Origin of the sequence: Spirillospora sp. NPDC052242, from assembly GCF_040679555.1 — a bacterium.
Classification (GTDB): Bacteria; Actinomycetota; Actinomycetes; order Streptosporangiales; family Streptosporangiaceae; genus Spirillospora.
Genome location: NZ_JBFAUZ010000012.1, coordinates 123,712 through 143,973, shown reverse-complemented (window position 1 = coordinate 143,973; position 20,262 = coordinate 123,712). Strand labels below are relative to the sequence as shown.

General features: G+C 73.7%; 15 protein-coding genes. 4 read left to right on the top strand and 11 right to left on the bottom strand.

What is annotated here, in order from left to right; all coding sequences use genetic code 11:
• Positions 1 to 26: 26 nt before the first annotated feature.
• The 4 genes from ndk to AB0L25_RS12710 form a co-directional block, all read right to left on the bottom strand.
• Positions 27 to 437 (bottom strand): nucleoside-diphosphate kinase, encoded by a 411-nt coding sequence (gene ndk, locus AB0L25_RS12725; protein WP_026404351.1) that lies wholly within the window; start codon positions 435 to 437, stop codon positions 27 to 29.
• 41 nt (positions 438 to 478) lie between these two features.
• Positions 479 to 2,311, bottom strand: coding sequence for a hypothetical protein (locus AB0L25_RS12720; protein WP_500171435.1), 1,833 nt, complete (start codon positions 2,309 to 2,311; stop codon positions 479 to 481).
• A gap of 119 nt (positions 2,312 to 2,430) precedes the next feature.
• Positions 2,431 to 2,805, bottom strand: a complete 375-nt coding sequence (locus AB0L25_RS12715) for a DUF4233 domain-containing protein (RefSeq protein ID WP_500171493.1) — start codon at positions 2,803 to 2,805, stop codon at positions 2,431 to 2,433.
• Between the two features lie 5 nt (positions 2,806 to 2,810).
• Positions 2,811 to 4,259 (bottom strand): bifunctional folylpolyglutamate synthase/dihydrofolate synthase, encoded by a 1,449-nt coding sequence (locus tag AB0L25_RS12710; protein WP_500171433.1) that lies wholly within the window; start codon positions 4,257 to 4,259, stop codon positions 2,811 to 2,813.
• Between the two features lie 148 nt (positions 4,260 to 4,407).
• Between AB0L25_RS12710 and AB0L25_RS12705 the strand changes: the two genes are divergently transcribed.
• Complete coding sequence (locus AB0L25_RS12705; RefSeq protein ID WP_500171431.1) at positions 4,408 to 5,625, top strand: hypothetical protein; 1,218 nt, start codon at positions 4,408 to 4,410, stop codon at positions 5,623 to 5,625.
• Here the strand turns inward: AB0L25_RS12705 and AB0L25_RS12700 are convergent.
• Positions 5,585 to 6,562 (bottom strand): hypothetical protein, encoded by a 978-nt coding sequence (locus AB0L25_RS12700; RefSeq protein ID WP_500171429.1) that lies wholly within the window; start codon positions 6,560 to 6,562, stop codon positions 5,585 to 5,587. The two genes, AB0L25_RS12705 and AB0L25_RS12700, sit on opposite strands and share 41 nt — an antisense overlap.
• A 136-nt stretch (positions 6,563 to 6,698) precedes the next feature.
• Positions 6,699 to 9,320, bottom strand: a complete 2,622-nt coding sequence (locus AB0L25_RS12695) for a valine--tRNA ligase (RefSeq protein ID WP_500171427.1) — start codon at positions 9,318 to 9,320, stop codon at positions 6,699 to 6,701.
• Positions 9,321 to 9,630: 310 nt separating this feature from the next.
• Between AB0L25_RS12695 and AB0L25_RS12690 the strand changes: the two genes are divergently transcribed.
• Positions 9,631 to 10,404 (top strand): sensor histidine kinase, encoded by a 774-nt coding sequence (locus AB0L25_RS12690; protein WP_500171425.1) that lies wholly within the window; start codon positions 9,631 to 9,633, stop codon positions 10,402 to 10,404.
• A 22-nt stretch (positions 10,405 to 10,426) separates the two neighbouring features.
• Positions 10,427 to 11,086, top strand: a complete 660-nt coding sequence (locus AB0L25_RS12685; RefSeq protein WP_500171423.1) for a response regulator transcription factor — start codon at positions 10,427 to 10,429, stop codon at positions 11,084 to 11,086.
• Positions 11,087 to 11,155: 69 nt separating this feature from the next.
• Here the strand turns inward: AB0L25_RS12685 and clpX are convergent, their stop codons facing one another.
• The 4 genes from clpX to tig form a co-directional block, all read right to left on the bottom strand.
• A complete protein-coding gene (gene clpX / locus AB0L25_RS12680; RefSeq protein WP_500171421.1) occupies positions 11,156 to 12,430 on the bottom strand; it encodes an ATP-dependent Clp protease ATP-binding subunit ClpX in 1,275 nt (424 codons plus the stop codon).
• Positions 12,431 to 12,603: 173 nt separating this feature from the next.
• On the bottom strand, positions 12,604 to 13,290 hold the full coding sequence (locus AB0L25_RS12675) for an ATP-dependent Clp protease proteolytic subunit (protein ID WP_500171491.1): 687 nt from the start codon (positions 13,288 to 13,290) through the stop codon (positions 12,604 to 12,606).
• A gap of 37 nt (positions 13,291 to 13,327) precedes the next feature.
• Complete coding sequence (locus AB0L25_RS12670) at positions 13,328 to 13,960, bottom strand: ATP-dependent Clp protease proteolytic subunit (RefSeq protein WP_500171489.1); 633 nt, start codon at positions 13,958 to 13,960, stop codon at positions 13,328 to 13,330.
• Between the two features lie 293 nt (positions 13,961 to 14,253).
• Positions 14,254 to 15,777, bottom strand: a complete 1,524-nt coding sequence (gene tig, locus AB0L25_RS12665; protein WP_500171419.1) for a trigger factor — start codon at positions 15,775 to 15,777, stop codon at positions 14,254 to 14,256.
• Positions 15,778 to 16,287: 510 nt separating this feature from the next.
• Here tig and AB0L25_RS12660 point away from each other — a divergent pair.
• Positions 16,288 to 17,493 carry a DMT family transporter gene (locus AB0L25_RS12660; protein WP_500171417.1) on the top strand — a complete coding sequence of 402 codons (1,206 nt, stop codon included), beginning with the start codon at positions 16,288 to 16,290 and terminating at the stop codon, positions 17,491 to 17,493.
• Positions 17,494 to 17,624: 131 nt separating this feature from the next.
• Here the strand turns inward: AB0L25_RS12660 and AB0L25_RS12655 are convergent, their stop codons facing one another.
• Complete coding sequence (locus tag AB0L25_RS12655) at positions 17,625 to 20,171, bottom strand: Tex family protein (RefSeq protein WP_500171488.1); 2,547 nt, start codon at positions 20,169 to 20,171, stop codon at positions 17,625 to 17,627.
• Between the last annotated feature and the right edge of the window lie 91 nt (positions 20,172 to 20,262).

Sequence of the window (20,262 nt, the reverse complement as noted above, 5' to 3'; positions counted from 1 at the left end):
TCCGGCCCGCGCGTCGTCGGTCGTCGTCAGCCCAGTTCCGGGAAGAACAGCTTGATCTCCCGGTCGGCCGAGTAGGTCGAGTCGGAGCCGTGCACGATGTTCTCGCCGATCTCCAGGGCGAAGTCGCCGCGGATGGTGCCGGGGGCGGCGCTCACCGGGTCGGTGGCGCCGGCCAGCGACCGGAACGCCTCGATCGCGCGGGGGCCCTCGACGACCATCGCGACCAGCGGTCCGCCGGTGATGAACTCGACCAGCTCACCGAAGAACGGCTTGCTCGCGTGCTCCTCGTAGTGGGCCTCGGCCGTCTCGCGGGCGAGGGTGCGCAGTTCCAGCGCGACGAGCTTCAGGCCCTTGCGCTCGATCCGCGAGACGACCTCGCCGACCACGCCGCGGCGGACGCCGTCGGGCTTGACCAGGACAAGAGTGCGCTCGGACACGAGTGAATCTCCTCAGGAAGGTTGGGATATGCGCGCGAATCCTACCGGGCCGCCGGAGCCCGGGAGGCGTTCGCCGCGCTCCGCCTCCCCGGCGGCCGCCCCGCCGCCCGGGCCGCGACGGGGGCGCCGCGCGCGGCGCGGGCGGCCAGCGCGGCGGCGACGACGCCCGCCGCGGCGGCCGCGAGCAGCCACGTGCGCTGCCCCTGGACGAGCCCGGCGAGCCGCTGCGCGTCCGTCTCGGGGCGGATCCGGGCCAGCGACGCCGCCTGCAGCGACAGCGCGGCGAGCTGCCCGGCGAGCACCGCCGGGAAGCACAGCGACAGCCCGAACAGCGCGGCGCCGGGGCCCGCGTCCCGCAGTGACGCGGCCAGCGCCAGCCCGGCCCCCGCGCCGAGCGGGACGAGCAGCAGCGGCGGCGCCCAGGGCGCGCCCGTCCCGAGCAGGACGGCGCCGAGCGGAAGCGCGGCCGCCATCAGGACGAGCCCGGCGAGGACGGCGCCGCGCGCCGGGGCGCGCGTGGACAGCGCCGCCGCGGCGAGCGCGGCCGCGGCCCCCGCGGCGAACGGCGCCGGGGACGGGGCGCCCGCGCCTCCCCCGGCGTGCGACTGGGCGGCGGCGATCCCGGCGAGCGGGCCCGCCGCCGGCTGGACGAGCAGCCCGGCGGCGACCATCGCGATCGCGCAGCCGAACGGGCTGCCGGTCGCCGCGTCCCGGGTGCCGGCGAGCGCGAGGCCGAGCAGCGCCGCGACCGCGATCCCGGCGACGACGAGCCGCGCCCCGGGCGACCAGCCGTGCGCGGCGACGACCGCCAGCAGCGCGAACGCGGCGCACGGCGCGAACGGCAGGAGCAGCCCGCCGCGCTCGGCCTGGCGGGGCGGCGGCAGCGGCGACGGGACGCGCCCGGCCGCGACCCGGTGGGCGAGGACGGCGGCGAGCGCGGCGGCGGCGGGCCACGTCCAGGGCGCGAGGGCCGCGCGCCAGTCGCGTCCGGTCCCGGCGGGGGCGTCGCCCGGCGGCTGCGGGACGGCGTCCAGCACGAGCGGCGTCGCGAGCAGCAGCGCGGCCGCGAGCAGCCCCGCCCACGCCGCCGCCAGGGCGCGGCCGCCCCGCTCCCAGACGAGGACGAGCGCCGCCGGGAGCGCGATGCCCGCCCCGGCGCCCTGCAGGGCGCGGACCGTCCCGGCGAGCGCCACCGAGTCGACCGCCCGGGTCGCGCCGAGGGCCGCCAGGAGCGTCAGCAGGCCCGCCGCGAGCACCGTCCAGGCGGGCAGGCGGCGGGCGGCGAGCGCCGCGAGCGGCACTGTGAGCACCAGCGCGGGCAGCGCGAGCCCGGTGGCGCGCAGCAGGCCCGCGACGTGCGCGGCGTGCCCGCCGTCGAGCCCGAGGGCGTCCGCGGCGTCCGGGACGACCCCGGCGGTGGCGTCGGGCACCGCCAGCGCGCACGCGGCGATCGCGGCCGCGACGACCACGAGCGCCCCGACCGTCCCGCCCCGCTCCCGAGACCGCGACGGACCAGGCGGGGCGGGCGAAGCGGGCGGAACGCCCGCCGCCGCGCGCGCGTGGAGGGTGTGCTCGCGGGGGGCGCCCTCCCCGAAGGCGTCCTCGTGGAGCGCCTGCTCGCGGAGAAAGTGCTCGCGGAGGGCGAGGTCGAAGACGGAGGGGTCGGGATCCGTGCGGTTGGGGTCTGGGCCAGTCAGGTCTGGGCCGGTCGCGTCGACGCCGCTGGCGCCGGTCGAGCCGAGTCCGGTCGAGTCGGCGCCCGTCGAGTCGGCGCCGCTCAAGCCCGGGCCGCTCGGATCGGCGCCGGTCGGGGCTGGGCCGGTCGGGTCGGTGTGGTTCGGGTCGGCGGGGGTGGAATCTGCGGGCAGGGACACGCCTCCTCCTCGGAGTCGTCATCCGCCGCGCGTGATTTCCCGAAAGAGAAAGATGTCGGAATTGGGAGCGGAGTGGTCGGGGAATTCGGCGGAATGGAACGATGCCGTGCCCGATGAATTTAGCGCGCCGCGGCGTCCTGCGCCTTGCGTCCCATCCAAATCGCCGTGGCCCACAGGGCACCGAAAATGGCGCCGAGCGCGAACATCGCGGGGACCATGAACCCGGTCGCGATGATGACGACCTGCAGAACGCCGCCCACCGTGACCGCCCACGGGAAGCGCAGCATCCCCGTCAGGACCAGGCAGATCACCGCGAGACCGCCGCACACCCACGCGGCGGTGGCGCCCGGCACGTCCATCACGGTGACCGCGACGGGCGCGGCGAGGCCGATGATCAGCGCCTCACAGGTCAGCACCGCGGACAGCAAACTCCGCACCGGATTTTTCGGCCGTCCGGAACTCTGTCGCGTTTCGCCCGAAACTTCGTCGGCCATGGTGCTCAACGCCCCTCCTCCACGCGCAGCAGCGTCCTCGCGTCGCCGGCGGTCACCACCGAACCGGTGATGAGCACCCCGGCGCCCCGGTACTCCCCGGTCTCCTCGGCCAGCCCGATCGCCCGGTCGATGGCGTCGTCCAGCCGCTCCGCGACGTGCACCCGGTCGGACCCGAACACGCTCTCGGCCTCGTCGGCCAGCTCCTCGGGCGGCAGCGACCGCGGCGACGAGTTCCGGGTGACGACCAGCTCCGCCAGGACCGGCTCCAGCTGGTCCAGGACGCCCGGGATGTCCTTGTCCTCGGCGATCGCGAGGATCCCGACCAACCGGGTGAACCCGAACGCCTCGGTGATCGTCTGAACGGTCGCCGCCATCCCCGCCGGGTTGTGCGCGGAGTCCAGCAGCACCGTCGGGCCGGTCCGGGCGACCTCCAGCCGCCCCGGCGACGCGGACTTCGCGAACCCGCTGCGGACCAGCGCCGGGTCGAGCTGGCCGATGTCCCCGCCGGTGTACGTCTCGCCCGGCGCGATCCGGGTGGCCGCCTCCAGGTTCGGCTCGCCCCGCGTGGGCGCGCCGCTCGCGAACGCCTCCACCGCCGCCAGCGCCACCGCGGCGTTGCTCGCCTGGTGCTCGCCGAACAGCGGCAGGAAGATCTCGTCGTAGACGCCGTGCAGGCCCTGGATCCGCAGCTGCTGGCCGCCGACGGCGATGTCCCGGCTCAGCACGCCGAACTCGATGCCCTCGCGGGCCGCCGTGGCGCCCGTCTCGGCGACCCGGCGCAGCAGCACCTCCGCGGCCTCCACCGGCTGCTGCGCGACCACCGCGATCGCGCCCGGCTTGACGATCCCGGCCTTCTCCCCCGCGATCTCCTCCAGCGTGTCGCCGAGGTACCGGGTGTGGTCGAGCCCGACCGGCGTGAGCACGGCGACCGTCCCGTCCGCGACGTTCGTCGCGTCCCAGCGTCCGCCCATCCCCACCTCGACGACCGCGACGTCGACCGGCGCGTCCGCGAACGCCGCGAACGCCATCGCCGTGAGGACCTCGAAGAACGACAGCCGCACCCCGTGCTTCTCGTCGATCATCCCGACGTACGGCAGGACGTCCCGCAGCACCTCGACGAACCGCTCCTCGGAGATCGGCTCGCCGTCGATCGCGATCCGCTCCCGCAGCGTGCTCAGCTCGGGGCTGGTGTACAGCCCGGTGCGCAGCCCGCGCTCGCGCAGCAGCGACTCGACGAGCCGCGCGGTGCTGGACTTGCCGTTCGTCCCGGCGATGTGGATCACCGGGTACGCGCGCTGCGGTTCGCCGAGGACGTCCACCAGGTCGCGGACGCGGTCGAGCGTGGGGTCGATGTCCCACTCGACGCCGCGGCTCCGGATCTCCCGTACGGCGTCCCGGTAGTCGAGCGGCTCGGCTGGCTGGCTCACGATGCTCCTGGCGATGACGGACGGCATGACGGACGGGGATGTTCCGAGCCTATCCGCAGCCCGCCGCACTCCCGCCCCGCCCCGCCCCATCCCGTGCCGCCCGCCCGGACCGGCGTCCGCGGCCTTCCGAGGGGCGGACGCCCGCATGCCCGGTCGGCTCGCGGATGATGGGGGCATGGACGCGGACGCGGTGTTCTTCCGGGAGTGGGAGGCGCGGGCCCCCGGCGAGCGGCGGAGCCTGCGGCGGGCCCGGGCGCTGGCGGACGCGCTGGGCGTCCTGCCGCCGGACGCGCCGGTGCTCACGGTGGTCGGGTCGAAGGGGAAGGGCACGGCGGCGGTCTACGCATCGGCGTACCTGGCGGCGGCCGGCCTGCGGGTGGTCACCGTGACGAGCCCGGGCCTGCGGACGAACCGGGACCGGATCCGCGTGGACGGGCGCGCGGTCACCGCCGCGGAACTCGGCGCGCTGGCCGAGGAGCTTGACCGCCGCATGGCCGGGCTGCCCGCACGGTCGGACGGCTACCTGTCGCCCTCCGGGCTGTTCATGCTCGCCGGGCTGGTCCGGGCGCGCGGCGCGAGCGCGGACGCGATCGTCCTCGAGGCCGGGATGGGCGGGCGGTCGGACGAGGTGAGCCTCGTGCGCGCGGACGTCGCGGCGATCACGCCCGTGTTCCTCGAGCACGCGGGCGTCCTCGGGGACACCCCGGCGGAGATCGCGCGGGAGAAGCGGGGCGTCGCGGGACCCGGGACGCGGCTGGTGTCGGCGCCGCAGTCGGCCGAGGTGACCGCCGCGCTCGCGCCCGTCGAGGTGATCCGCCCGGACGATCCCGCGTTCCTGGACGTCCTGCCGTCCGGGCTCGGGCGGACGAGCGCCGAGCTGGGGATCGTCGCGGCCCGGCGGCTGCTCGGGCGCGACGCGCCGCCCGAGCGCGCGCGGGAGGTGCTCGCGTCGGTCGTCCTGCCGGGCCGGCTGTCGGCGCATCCCGTGCCGGGCTCGGACGCGGAGGTGCTCGTCGACTCCGCCATCGACCGGACGGGCGTCCGGGCGGCGCTCGCGGCGGCCCGCCGGCGGTGGGGCGGCGTCGACCACGTGCTGGTGTGCCTGCCCGACCACAAGGACCTCGACGGCGCCGTGGCGGCCCTCGACGGGCTCGCGGTGACGTTCGTCCGGCTGCCGCTGCCGCACCTGCGGTTCACCCGGCCGCTCCCGCCCGGCTGGCGGACCGCCGAGGCCGCGGCGGTGACGCCCGCGGCGATCGCCGCGCTCGGGCGGCGCGTGCTCGCGCTCGGCACCGTCTACTTCACGGGGCTGGTCCTCGACGTCGTGGACGCCGACACCGAGCGGCTGTTCGTCAGCGCGCGCGCTCGACGTCCGCCCGGATCCGGAGCATGAGCGCGTCCATCATCGCGTAGCGGGGCTGCTGCGAGGCGACGTTGGACGCGACGACGCCGTAGGAGTCGCCCGTCGCCCAGGCGCAGTAGGTGTGGACGTCGGTCAGCACGGCGAACGTCCCGCAGACGGCCTTGCCGCCCGCCTCGCCCGGGTTGGCGTTCTGCCCGCCGATGTACGTCGTCGGGCGGATCTTCTGCAGGAACGCCGCGGGATCCTCCACCCGGCCCGTCCCGCCCACGAACAGGACGTCGAACACCCCGTCCGGGCCCTCGGTGTAGACGGCGGCGCCCTTCTCGGCGGCCGGCACCCCGCCCGCCTCGACGCCGCCCATCACGAACGGGTACGCGACGGCGACCTGCGCCGGCAGCGTCTCGCGGCGCAGGCCGCCCGCGGTGGCCCCGGCGACGATCGTCCGCGTCGACTCGAACGCTTTGGCCCTCTGCGCGCGCCCCCCGGACGTCTCCCCGGTCGCGTCGCCGGACCGCAGCAGCAGCACGCCCGCCACCAGGATCACGAGCAGGACGGCTCCCGCGCCCGCGCCCAGCAGCATCCCCGAGCCCCGGCGCGCGGGGACGTCCGGGACGGGCGGGAGCGGCCCGGTGCCGTTCGGCATGCGGTGCGGGCCCGTGCCGTTCGGCATGCGGTGGGGGCCGGTGCCGTTGGGCATGCGGTGCGGGCCCGTCCCGTCGGGCTGGACCGGCAGCGGGCCCGACCCGTCGGACGGCAGGCGCTGCGGGCCGCTCGGGTCGGCGACCCGCTGCGGGCCCGTCCCCCCGCGCGGTTCGGCCGACCACCACGGCACCGAGTCGCCCCACGGTGTCGGCGCGACCGTGAACTCGCCCGTCCCGTCCCCCGGCGGCACGCGCGCGGCGTCGCCGGGCGCCGCGTCGTCGGCGCGGCGGCCCGGCGGGTCGGTCCGAGGACGTGAGTCGGCCATTGCACTCCCGGGGGGTTCTCGAGGCGACCGGAATGCCCGCGATCATGGGGATGGTAACCCTCTGCGGGCGGCGTGGCACGGTGAACGGCCCGGCCGGCGCCCCCGGACGGGACGCCGGCGCGGCGGCGGGCTCGGGTCAGCCCGCGGGCAGGGCGGCGAGCTGGGTCTCCAGGCGCGCGATGTCGGCCTCGGCCTGCGCGAGCCGCTCGCGGTTCTTCGCGACGACGGCCTCGGGGGCCTTCGCCATGAACGCCTCGTTTCCGAGCTTCTTGTTCGCCTGGTCGACCTCCTTGCGGGCGGCGGCCAGGTCCTTCTCGAGGCGCTTGCGCTCCGCGGCGACGTCGATGGCCCCGGCCGTGTCCAGCCGGACCGTGACGCCCTCCACCGGCAGCGACGCGGTGGCGGAGAACCCGTCGCCCGGCGCGGTCAGGCGCAGCAGGGAGCGGACGCCCTCCTCGTGCGCGGCCAGCGCGGACCCGTTCCACTCGAGGGCGGCGGCGACCTTCTGGCCCGGCTTGAGGCCCTGGTCGGCGCGGAACCGGCGGACCTCGGTGACGAGCCGCTGCAGCGACTCCACCAGCCCCTCGGCGTCCCGGTCGGCGCGGGACGGGTCGGCCGCCGGCCACGCCGCCCGCACGATCGTCTCGCCCTTCGTGAGGGACGTCCACAGCTCCTCGGTGACGAACGGGATCACCGGGTGCAGGAGCCGCAGCAGGTTGTCCAGGACCTCGCCGAGGACGCGGCGGGTCGCGGGCGCGCGGTCGTCCGCGAGCTGGACCTTCGCGAGCTCGACGTACCAGTCGCAGACCTCGTCCCACGCGAAGTGGTACAGCGTCTCGCACGCCTTCGCGAAGTCGTACGCCTCGAGTTGCGCGTCCACCTCGGCGATGACCGCGTGCAGCCGCGACAGGATCCACGCGTCGATCGTCGTCAGCTCGTCCGGCAGGTCGCCGTCGACGTGCGCGCCGTTGATCATCGCGAACCGGGTGGCGTTCCACAGCTTGTTGCAGAAGTTGCGGGAGCCCTCGGCCCACTGCTCGGCCACCGGCACGTCCCCGCCGGGGTTCGCGCCGCGCAGCAGCGTGAAGCGGGTCGCGTCGGCGCCGTACCGGTCGATCCAGTCGAGCGGGTCGACGACGTTGCCGAAGGACTTCGACATCTTCTTGCCGTACTGGTCGCGGACCATGCCGTGCAGCGCGATCGTGCCGAACGGCGGGACGCCGTCCATCGCGTACAGCCCGAACATCATCATCCGGGCGACCCAGAAGAACAGGATGTCGTACCCGGTGACCAGCACGGACGTCGGGTAGAAGCGCTTGAGGTCCGGGGTGTCGTCGGGCCAGCCGAGCGTCGAGAACGGCCACAGCGCCGACGAGAACCACGTGTCGAGGACGTCGGTGTCCTGCGTCCACCCGGCGGGCGGCTCCTCGTCCGGGCCCGGGCACACCGTCTCGCCGTCCGGCCCGTACCAGACCGGGATGCGGTGCCCCCACCACAGCTGCCGGCTGATGCACCAGTCGTGCATGTTGTCGACCCACTCGAAGTAGCGGGCCGCCATCTCCGGCGGGTGGATCGCCACGCGGCCGTCCCGGACGGCGTCCCCGGCGGCCTTCGCGAGCGGCTCGACCTTCACGAACCACTGCAGCGAGACCCGCGGCTCGACGACCGTCGCGCACCGCTGGCAGTGCCCGACCGAGTGCTCGTACGGACGGACCTCCTTGACGATCCGGCCCTGCTCGCGCAGCGCCGCCACCACGGCGGGCCGCGCCTGGAACCGGTCGAGGCCCTCGAACGGGCCGTGCGCCGTCACCACGCCGCGCTCGTCCAGCACGGTCAGCGACGGCAGCGAGTGCCGCCGCCCGATCTCGAAGTCGTTGGGGTCGTGCGCCGGGGTCACCTTGACCGCGCCGGTGCCGAACTCGGGGTCGACGTGCTCGTCCGCGACGACCGGGATGCGGCGGCCGGTCAGCGGCAGCTCGACCTCCCGCCCCACCAGGTGCTTGTACCGCTCGTCGTCCGGATGCACCGCGACGGCCGTGTCGCCGAGCATCGTCTCGGCCCGCGTGGTCGCGACGATGATCTCGTCCTCGCCCGACCCGTACCGCATCGACACGAGCTCGCCCTCGCGGTCCTTGTGCTCGACCTCGATGTCGGAGAGGGCCGTCAGGCAGCGCGGGCACCAGTTGATGATGCGCTCGGCGCGGTAGATGAGCCCGTCGTCGAACAGCCGCTTGAAGATCGTCCGGACGGCGCGGGCCCGCGGCTCGTCCATCGTGAACGCCTCGCGGGACCAGTCGACGCTGTCGCCGAGCCGCCGCATCTGCCCGAGGATCCGGCCCCCGGACTCGGCCTTCCACTGCCAGACCCGCTCGACGAACTTCTCCCGGCCGAGGTCGTGCCGGGACAGGCCCTCCTTGGCCAGCTCCCGCTCCACGACGTTCTGGGTGGCGATGCCCGCGTGGTCCATGCCCGGCACCCACACGGTCTCGTTCCCCTGCATCCGGCGGCGCCGGACGAGCGTGTCCTGGATCGAGTGGTCGAGGGCGTGCCCCATGTGCAGCGACCCGGTCACGTTGGGCGGCGGGATGACGATCGAGTACGCGGGCCGGGACGGGTCGCGGGCCGGATCGGCGGCGAAGAGGCCCGCCGATACCCAGCGCTCGTACAACCTGCCCTCGACGTCAGCCGGTCGGTACTGGGTGGGCAGGTCGACGTCCGCGACGGCCCCCTGGCCGCGCTCATTGCTGGGCTGTGTCACGGCTGACGATTCTACGGGGACGAGAACGGTAGAACGCCCGGGACCGCTCGTGCGTCGATGGAATGACCGTGGGCACGCTCCCAGCCCGCCCGTCCCGCCCTGAACGAGGAGACCCATGAGCGGCTACCCTCCCCCGCCCCCAGGCCCACCCGACCCGCACGACCCGCACGGCTCCCCGGCCCGCCCCCGAACACCCGGAAAGGGCTTTCCCGCCCGGTTCGGGACACCGGTCACCTGACACCGGGTCGCGTCCCGGGTCACCCTGGAGAGCGGAGCCCGCGATCGCGGGCGCCGGAGGGAGAGGTACGGGATGCGAGCGGTACTGGCACGGGCCGCCGTGCTGGCCGGCGCGTTCGCCGCGGGGGCCGTGACGGCGCACGCCGCGACCATCCCGCACCTCCACCGCATCGCCGCGGACCTGCAGCGTTCCCGGGAGCGGATCCTGGCCGGGCGCGAGGAGGAGCGGCGGCGGCTGCGGCACGACCTGCACGACGGGCTGGGCCCGACGCTGGCGAGCCTCGCGATGTCGCTGGACGCCGCCCGCATCACGCTCGCGTGCGAACCGGAGCGCACGGACCCGCTGCTCGCGGACGTCCGGGACCGGCTGGCGTGCGCGGTCGGACAGGTGCGGGAGCTGGCCCACGGGCTGCGCCCGCCCGCGCTGGACGACCTCGGGCTGGTCGCGGCGATCGAGTCGTTCGCCGCGGGCTGCTGCAAGCGGGTCGAGGTCCGCTGCGACGGGGCGCCGGGCGAGCTGCCCGCGGCGGTCGAGGTCGCGGCGTACCGGATCGTCCGGGAGGCGCTCACGAACGTGCGGCTGCACGCGCCGGAGAGCAGCGCCGTGGTGCTGATCGGCCGGGACGCGGACCTGCACGTGACGGTGGCCGACACCGGCCCCGGGCTGCCGCCGGCGGGCGGCGGCGGGCGGCGCGGCACCGCCCGGGGGCTGGACGCCATGCGCGAGTGGGCCGCCGAGGTCGGCGGCGGCTGCACGATCACGTCACGGAACGGCGGCGGCACCGTCGTCGCGGCCCGCCTCCCGCTGGGCGCCGGATACCATCGGCCTCCTGACGGGCGGGCGTGACCCGCCGGGCGAAGGCGAGGCCATGAGCGGGGAGACGATCCGGGTCCTCATCACCGACGACCATCCGGTGTTCCGGCAGGGGCTCAAGGGGCTGCTGCAGGCGCTCGGCGTGGAGGTCGTGGCGGAGGCCGGGAACGGGCCGGACGCGGTGCGGATCGCGGCCGAACTGCAACCGGACGTCGTGGTGATGGACCTGCACATGCCGGGCGGGAACGGCATCGAGGCGACACGGACGATCACCCGGACGAACCCGCGCATCGGGGTGCTGGTGCTGACGATGTTCCGCGACGACGACTCGGTGTTCGCGGCGATGCGGGCGGGCGCCCGCGGCTACCTGCTGAAGGAGTCGGGCGCCGAGGAGATCGCGCGGGCGGTGCGGGCGGTCGCGGCCGGGGAGGCGATCTACGGGCCGGAGATCGCGCGGCGGGTGCTGACGTTCTTCACCGACATGCCGGACCCGCGCCGGTCGGCGTTCCCGGAGCTGACCGAGCGGGAGCGCGAGGTGCTGGGGCTGATCGCGCAGGGCCGCAGCAACACCGAGATCGCGGGGACGCTGTACCTCAGCCCGAAGACGGTCCGCAACCACGTGTCGAACATCTTCATGAAGCTGCACGTCGCGGACCGCGCGCAGGCGATCGTCCTGGCGCGGGAGGCGGGCCTCGGCGAGTCCGGGCGGCGCTGACCCTCCACGGCCCCGCACGCGGCGACGCCCCCGGACGGGCTCGTCCGGGGGCGTCGCCGTTCGCGCGTGTTACGCGGACTTCTCGCGGGGCTCCCGCTTCTTGCGCTCGCGGGGCACCAGGGTGGGGTTGACGTGCTCCAGCACCGCCTCGGCGGTGATCACGACGCGCTCGACGTCCTCGCGGCTCGGCACCTCGTACATCACCGACATCAGCACCTCTTCCATGATCGCCCGCAGGCCGCGGGCGCCGGTGCCGCGCAGGATCGCCTGGTCGGCGATGGCCTCCAGCGCGTCGTCGGTGAACTCGAGGTCGACGCCGTCGAGCTCGAACAGCCGCTGGTACTGCCGCACCAGGGCGTTCTTCGGCTCGGTCAGGATGTTGATCAGCGCCTCGCGGTCCAGGTTGTGGACGTTGGTGATGATCGGGAGCCGGCCGACGAACTCGGGGATCATCCCGAACTTCAGCAGGTCCTCGGGCATCACGTCGCCGAGCACGGCCGACGACTCGTCGAAGTCGGCCTTGGACCGGATCTGGGCGCCGAAGCCCATGCCCTGCTTGCCGACCCGGGACTCGACGATCTTCTCGAGCCCGGCGAACGCGCCGCCGCAGATGAACAGCACGTTCGTGGTGTCGATCTGGATGAACTCCTGGTGGGGGTGCTTGCGGCCGCCCTGCGGCGGGACGCTCGCGGTGGTGCCCTCCAGGATCTTCAGCAGGGCCTGCTGGACGCCCTCACCGGAGACGTCCCGGGTGATCGACGGGTTCTCGCTCTTGCGGGCGACCTTGTCGACCTCGTCGATGTAGATGATCCCGGTCTCGGCCTTCTTGACGTCGTAGTCGGCCGCCTGGATCAGTTTGAGGAGGATGTTCTCGACATCCTCGCCGACGTATCCGGCCTCCGTCAGGGCCGTCGCGTCCGCGATCGCGAACGGCACGTTGAGGAGTCTGGCGAGCGTCTGCGCGAGCAGCGTCTTGCCGGAGCCGGTCGGTCCCAGGAGCAGGATGTTCGACTTGCCCAGCTCGACCGCGTCGTCCCTGCCGCTGTCACCCGACTGGATCCGCTTGTAGTGGTTGTAGACGGCCACGGCCATGGCCTTCTTGGCCGTCTCCTGCCCGATGACGTAGGAGTCGAGGAACTCGTAGATCTCCCGCGGCTTGGGCAGATTGTCCCACTTGAGGTCGGAGGTCTCGGTGAGCTCCTCCTCGATGATCTCGTTGCAGAGATCGATGCACTCGTCGCAGATGTACACGCCCGGACCCGCGATGAGCTTCTTGACCTGTTTCTGACTCTTTCCGCAGAAAGAGCACTTGAGCAGATCACCACCGTCGCCGATGCGTGCCACCCAACTGTCTCCTTTTCGTGGGGCCGCTCTCTGGTTCAGATGCGGTGCGGCTCGGTTGCGTCCCGAAGGCTCTCGACGTTGGACTCGACGTTACCGCCTCCGACGGGCTTGGAAAGCCCCTCGCCCGGAAGTGTGACGACCGGGCTGGGGGACTCCCTCGTCCTCGTGTCGCCTCAGGACGACACTACCTCGGCTTTGCGCTTCCTGCTCGCAAAGACGTCGTCGATGAGGCCGTAGGTCTTGGCCTCCTCGGCGGTGAGGATCTTGTCGCGCTCGATGTCGCGGCGCACCTCGTCGATGCTCTTTCCGCTGTGCTCGGCCAGGATCGACTCGAGCAGCTCCCGGATCCGCATGATCTCGCGGGCCTGGATCTCGATGTCGCTGGACTGGCCGTAGGTGCCCTCGGTCGCGGGCTGGTGGATCAGGATCCGCGAGTTGGGCAGCGCGGCACGCTTGCCGGGCGTCCCGGCGGCGAGCAGGACGGCCGCGGCCGAGGCCGCCTGGCCGATGCAGACCGTCTGGATGTCGGGCTTGACGAACTGCATCGTGTCGTAGATCGCCGTCATGGCCGTGAACGAGCCGCCGGGCGAGTTGATGTAGATGCTGATGTCGCGGTCGGGGTCGATCGACTCCAGCGTGATCAGCTGGGCCATCACGTCGTTGGCCGACGCGTCGTCGATCTGCACCCCGAGGAAGATGATCCGCTCCTCGAAGAGCTTGTTGTACGGGTTCATCTCCTTGACCCCGTACGTGGTCCGCTCCACGAAGGACGGAATGATGTAGCGGTTGTCCACCGGCAGCGGGGATCCGCCCGCCGGCCCCCCGGGGCGGACGAAGTCGCCGATGCCGGGTCGCGTCAGATCGCTCACTGTTGCCTCCGAATCGTCAGTGGGGTCGTCAGGAGACCGTGCCCTCGGAGGGCACCTGGGTGGCGCTGAGCACCACGTGGTCGACGAACCCGTAGTCCTTGGCCTCGTCGGCGGTGAACCACCGGTCGCGGTCGGAGTCGCGCTCGATCTGGTCGAGCGGCTGGCCGGTGTGCTCGGCGATCTTCTCGGCGAGCGTCCTCTTCACGTAGAGCATCTGCTCGGCCTGGATCTTGATGTCCGAGGCCGTGCCGCCGATGCCGCCGGACGGCTGGTGCATCATGATGCGCGCGTGCGGGAGCGCGTAGCGCTTGCCCGGCGCGCCGGCGCACAGCAGGAACTGGCCCATCGACGCGGCCAGGCCCATGCCGACCGTGACGACGTCGTTCGGGACGTACTGCATGATGTCGTAGATCGCCATGCCGGCGGTGACGGAGCCACCTGGCGAGTTGATGTAGAGCGTGATGTCGCGGCGGCCGTCCTCGGCCGACAGCAGCAGCAGCTCGGCGCAGATGCGGTTGGCGATGTCGTCGTCGACCTGCTGGCCGAGGAAGACGATGCGCTCGCGCAGCAGCCGCTGGAAGAGCTGGTCGCCCAGAGGCAACAGGGGCGCCTCGGCGACCCGCGCCTGGATCCGCGACGACTCGTCGAAAGTCGGAGGCATGCTCACCGGGTGTTCCTCCGGTCCTTTAAATCGGTTCGGATGATTGGACATTAACGCGCTCAGCGGCCCCCTTAAGCCCGGGGGCCCGCCTTTTCGCCAGGGGCGTACCCGGTCCGCGCCGGGTATGCGGCGATCTACCGGAATGCGGCACGCCCCGTACCCGGGCATCGGGTACGGGGCGTGCGTGCGCCTCGCGTGCCGCGGGCGTCCCGCCGCGCGGCCTCGGGGGCCGGGCGGCGGGTCCCGCGGCGGACGATCGGCTTCGCGCGGCCGCGAGCGGCTCGGAGAGCGCCTCAGGCGTCCTTCTTGCCCTCGGCGGCGTCCTCGGACGCCTCGGCGTCCGCGGGCTTCTCCTCGGCGGCCTCCGCCGTGTCCGCGGCGGCCTCGCCGGTCTCGGCGGTCTCGCCGGCCTCGACGGTCTCGTCGGCGGCCGCACCGGCCTCGGCGTCCTCGGCGGCGTCCTCGCCGGCCTCGACGGTCTCGCCCGTCTCGCCGTTCAGCTCGCGCTGCACGGCCTCGACGTCGATCACGTTGCCGGACTCGTCCTTGATGCTGACGTGCTCGACGACGAGGTTCAGCGCCTTGCTGCGCAGCACCTCCGAGACGATCGCCGGGAGCTGGTTGTTCTCGGTGAGGTACTGGGCGAGCTGCTGCGGCTGCACGCCCATCTGCATGGCCTGCGTGACGACGTACTCGCTGAGCTCCTCGTTCTCGACGTTCAGCTCCTCCTGGACGGCGAGCTGGTCGAGGACGAAGCCGCCCTTGACGGCGAGCCGGGCCGCGTCGGCGACGTCGGACTCGAACTCCTCCTCCGACTTCTCCTGGTCGGCGAGGTAGTCCTCCTTGGACATCCCGGCCATCTGCAGCTGCTGCTCGAGCTGCTGGTTGCGGCGGCCGATCTCCTCGTCCACCACGGCGTCCGGCAGCGGGATGTCGATCTTCTCCAGCAGCGCCTCGAGGGCCTTGTCCCGGGCCTCGGACAGCTGCTGCATCCGCACCTGCCGCTCGAGCCGCTTGCGGACGTCCTCGCGCAGCTCCTCGATGGTGTCGAACTCGCTCGCGAGCTGCGCGAACTCCTCGTCCAGCTCGGGCAGGTTCTTGACCTTGACGCTCTGCACGGTGGCGGTGATCTCCGCTTCCTCGCCGGCGTGCTCGCCGCCGGCCAGCGTGCTGGTGAAGGTCTTCTCCTCGCCGGCCGACAGCCCGACGAGCGCGTCGTCGAGGCCCTCGACGGCCGACTTGCTGCCGACCTCGTAGGAGTAGCCGGCCGTGGAGGCGTCCGCGACCTCCTCGCCGTCGATCTTCGCGACCAGGTCGATGGTGGCGAAGTCGCCCTCCTCGATCGGCCGGTCGGCGGTGGTGAGGGAGGCGAACCGCTCGCGCAGGTTGTCGATCGTCTCGTCGACCTGCTCGTCGGTCACCTCGGCGTCGTCCACGACGACCTCGAGGCCGTCGTAGTCGGGCACCTCGAACTTCGGCCGGATGTCCACCTCGGCGGTGAACGCGAACTGGTTGCCGTCGTCGAGCTCGGTCACCTCGACGTCGGGCTGGCCGAGCACGAAGAGCTCGCTCTCCTCGACGGCCTTGCCGTACAGACCGGGCAGGGCGTCGTTGACCGCCTCCTGCAGGACCGCACCCCGGCCGACGTACTTGTCGATCAGCGGGGCGGGGACCTTTCCGCGTCGGAAACCCTTGATCGCGACCTGCTGCGAGATCTCCTTGTACGCCTTGTCGAGGTTCGGCTTGAGCTCGTCGAACGGAACCTCGACGGTGAGCTTGACCCGGGTGGGGGTCAGCTCCTCGACATCGGTCTTCACTGGGGTTGGTCTCCTTGATCGGGCGCTGTCTCGGCCGCGGCGTTCGACGCGTCTCTGTCCTTCTTGCCTGCGAGCCCTCGGCCATCCCGCGCACGGACCCGGTGGATCCCGGCCGGGTCGATCCCGGCCGACCGGTCCGGCTGCGCGTCATTCCTCAGCCCGGCAGTGTCTCAGGGCGGCGCGGGCACGCCGAATACGGCTCCGCGCCTTCGCGCGCAAGTCTATGGGGTACGGGCGTCGTCTGCGGACATCGGAGGTCCACAACGGCGGAGAAACCCGGGGACGCGCCCCCGTCCGGCGCCGGGCGCGGCCTCTCGGGAGGGTGCCGAGCCGCGGTGTCGCGCGCGGGAACGCGCGCGGAACGCAGGTCGACGGGGACGGGACGCGGCGGGAGCGCGCGGGTTACGGCGAGCATACGTGCACGTCGGAACGGGCGGGACGACGATTCCGCGTTAACGGGGCCGTACAGGCAGTGACATCGGGCACCCGGAGCCTTCATACTCGTCCGGGATGAACGGGATAACCGCGGCCTTCAGCGCTACCGCCCTGTACTACCTCGGGTTCGCCGTCTTCAAGCTGGCGGCGGACCGGATGGCGGTCCTCCGGGGCAACCGCATCCTGCACATGATCTGGACGATCCTGGGCAACTGGGTGTTCCTGATCGGCCTGGGCCTCGTCCTCGGCGGGCTGAGCCTGCAGATCGTGGCCCTCAGCAAGCTGTCCCTGCCGACCGCGGTGCCGATCTTCATGTCGGGCGTCGTCCCGCTGCTGATCATCGCGCTGGCGTTCTTCGGCGAGCGGCTCACCGCGCGCGAGTGGCTGAGCCTCGTGCTGACCGGCGCGGCGATCCTGCTGCTGGCGGCGTCCGTGGTCGGCGACGATCCGCTCAGCTCGGCGGACGCGCCGGCCTGGCGGCTCGGCCTGGTGATCGCGCCGTCGATCCTGGTGCCGCTGCTGATCCTCGTCGTCGGCGACCACCGGCCGGACGGCCGGCACGCGCGGCCGATCACCGGGATCGCCTACGGCGTCGCGTCCGGTCTCCCCGTCGGCACCGCGGAGATCGCGATCAAGGGGTGGAGCGACCACGCGCACCGCGCCGACCCCGGGATCCTCGCCACGCCGTGGCCGTACCTGACGGTGCTGGCCGCGGCGATCGGGTTCGGGATCATGGTCGCCGCGTTCCAGCGCTGCCGGGTGGCGATCGTGTCGACCGTCATGACCGTCTGCGCGAAGTCGTACCTGCTCATCATGGGCACGTTCGTGTACGGGCAGCCGTGGCCGGACGAGCCGGAGCGGTCGGCGATGCGGATCGGGGCGCTCGCGCTCGCCGCCGTCGCCGTCCTGCAGTTCCCGCGGCACCGGCCGGTCGCGGACGCGGAGCGGGAGGCGGCCCGCGAGCGCGAGGCGGCCGCGCGCGACCCGTTCGGCGGGACGGGCGCGGGCGGTCCCGCGCTCGGCGACCGGGGTTTCGCGGCGCGCGGCTTCGGCGGGCCCGGTCTCGCCGAGCCCGCGCTGGGCGCCCCCACGTACGAGGACCGCGGCGACGAGCCGTCCTGGCTGCGGGAACCGCCGCCGCCCGGGCCGTTCGCGCAGGATCCGCTGGGGCGGGGGCCGTCCGGCCGCTGGAGCACCGACGTGCCGCCGCCGCGCCCGCCCGAGGCGTCCGAGACGTCCGAGGAGGGGCGGAGGCGGGACGGCGAACGGCGCCGCCCTTGACGCGCCACTGACGCGCCGCTGACGCAGCACCGGCACGGCCCCGGACGCGGGGACGGCGGTGACGCGGCGGGCCGCCGCCCCTCCCGGTGCGGAAGGGGACGGCGGCCCGCCGTGCGTCCGGCTGCGGTGTCCTAGCGGCGCTTGCCGCCCTTGCGGCCGTCGCCGGGCAGGCCCTTGTCGAGGCCCGCGCGGCGCAGCGCGTCGGCCATCGCGCCGCCGCCGCCGGAGTAGCCGCCCTGGCCGCCCTGGCCGCCCCGGCCGCCGCCGCCCTGGCCGCGCCCGCCGCCCTGGCCGCCGCGGCCGCCGCCGTTCTGGCCGCCGCCCTGACCGCCGCCGCGGCCGCCGCGCGCGTTCTGGCCGCGCCCGCCGCCCTGGCCTCCGCCCTGGCCGCCGCCCTGGCCGCCGCCGCCCGGTCCGCCGCGGCCCTGCCGCCGGTCGCGGGAGTCGCCGCGCCGGCCGCCCTGCTCGCGGCCGGGCTCGTCGTCCAGCCGCAGCGTCAGCGAGATGCGCTTGCGCTGCAGGTCGACGTCCAGCACCTTGACCCGGACGATGTCGCCGGGCTTGGCGACGTCGCGCGGGTCGGACACGAACTTGTCGGACATCGCGGAGATGTGGACGAGCCCGTCCTGGTGCACGCCGACGTCGACGAACGCGCCGAACGCCGCGACGTTCGTCACGACGCCCTCGAGGATCATGCCCGGCTCGAGGTCGGAGAGCTTGTCGACGCCCTCCTTGAACGCGGCCGTCCTGAACGCGGGGCGCGGGTCGCGGCCCGGCTTCTCCAGCTCGGCGATGATGTCGGTGACGGTCGGCAGGCCGAACGTCTCGTCGACGAACGCGTCCGGGCGCAGGCCGCGCAGCACGGCGGTGTTGCCGATGAGCCCGTTGATGTCGCCGCCCGCCGCGCCGAGGATGCGGTGCACCACCGGGTACGACTCCGGGTGGACGGACGACGCGTCGAGCGGGTCGTCGCCGCCGCGGATGCGCAGGAAGCCCGCGCACTGCTCGAACGCCTTCGGGCCGAGCCGCGGCACGCCCTTGAGCCCGTCGCGGCTGCGGAACGGGCCGTTGGCGTCGCGGTGCGCGACGATGTTCTCCGCGAGGCCCTCGCCGATGCCGGACACGCGGGTCAGCAGCGGCGCGGACGCGGTGTTGACGTCGACGCCGACGGCGTTCACGCAGTCCTCGACGACGGCGTCGAGGGAGCGCGACAGCTTCACCTCGGAGACGTCGTGCTGGTACTGGCCGACGCCGATCGACTTCGGGTCGATCTTGACGAGCTCGGCGAGCGGGTCCTGCAGCCGCCGGGCGATCGAGACGGCGCCGCGCAGCGACACGTCCATCCCGGGCAGCTCGCGGCTCGCGTACTCCGACGCCGAGTACACCGACGCGCCCGCCTCGGACACCATGATCTTGGTGAGCTTCAGGTCGGGGTGCCGGGCGATCAGGTCGGCGGCGAGCTTGTCGGTCTCGCGGGACGCCGTCCCGTTGCCGATCGAGACCAGGTCGACGTTGTGCTCGCGGGCGAGCTTCGCGAGCGTCTCGATCGACTCGTCCCACTTGCGGCGCGGCTCGTGCGGGTAGATCGTGTCGGTCGCGGTGACCTTGCCGGTGGCGTCCACGACGGCGACCTTCACGCCGGTGCGCAGGCCCGGGTCCAGGCCCATCGTCGCGCGGGACCCGGCGGGCGCGGCCAGCAGCAGGTCGCGCAGGTTCGCGGCGAACACCCGGACGGCCTCGTCCTCGGCCTCCTGCCGCAGCCGGGTGCGCAGGTCGATGCCGAGGTGCACCAGGATCCGGGTGCGCCACGCCCAGCGGACGGTGTCGGCGAGCCACCCGTCGGCGGGGCGGCCACGGTCGACGATGCCGAACCGGCGCGCGATCTCCGCCTCGTAGGACGTCCGGACGCCCGGTTCCTGCGGCTCCTCCTCCGGTTCGAGGTCGAGGTCGAGGATCTCCTCCTTCTCGCCGCGGAACAGCGCGAGGACGCGGTGCGACGGCAGCTTCTCCAGCGGCTCGGCGAACTCGAAGTAGTCGGAGAACTTGGCCCCGGCCTCCTCCTTGCCCTCCCGGACGCGGGAGGTCATGCGGCCCCGCTTCCACATGCGCTCGCGCAGCTCGCCGATGAGGTCGGCGTCCTCGGCGAAGCGCTCGACGAGGATCGCGCGGGCGCCCTCCAGCGCGGCGGCCGCGTCCGCGACGCCCTTCTCCGCGTCGACGTAGGCCCCGGCCTCGCCCTGCGGGTCGCGGTCCGGGTCGTCCAGCAGCAGGTCGGCGAGCGGTTCGAGGCCCGCCTCGCGGGCGATCTGCGCCTTGGTGCGCCGCTTCGGCTTGTACGGGAGGTAGATGTCCTCCAGCCGCGCCTTCGACTCGGCCGCCATGATGCGGGCGCGCAGCTCGCCGGTCAGCTTGCCCTGCGACTCGATCGACTCCAGGATCGCGCCGCGCCGTTCGTCCAGCTCGCGGAGGTAGCGCAGGCGCTCCTCCAGGGCCCGCAGCTGCGCGTCGTCGAGCGCGCCGGTCGCCTCCTTGCGGTAGCGGGCGATGAACGGGACGGTCGCCCCGCCGTCGAGCAGGTCCACCGCGACCCGCACCTGTCCTTCGCGGACGCCGATCTCGTCGGCGATCCGCCGGGTGATCGGCGGCGGGCCGTCCGCTCCCGCGGACTGCCCGGTCACGGTCTGCTCGGTGGCCGTCTGGCCAGTGGTCGCTGTCACAACTTCGATTCGCTTTCTCCCCTGGGTGTCGCAGTGCATTGTCCAGGGAACC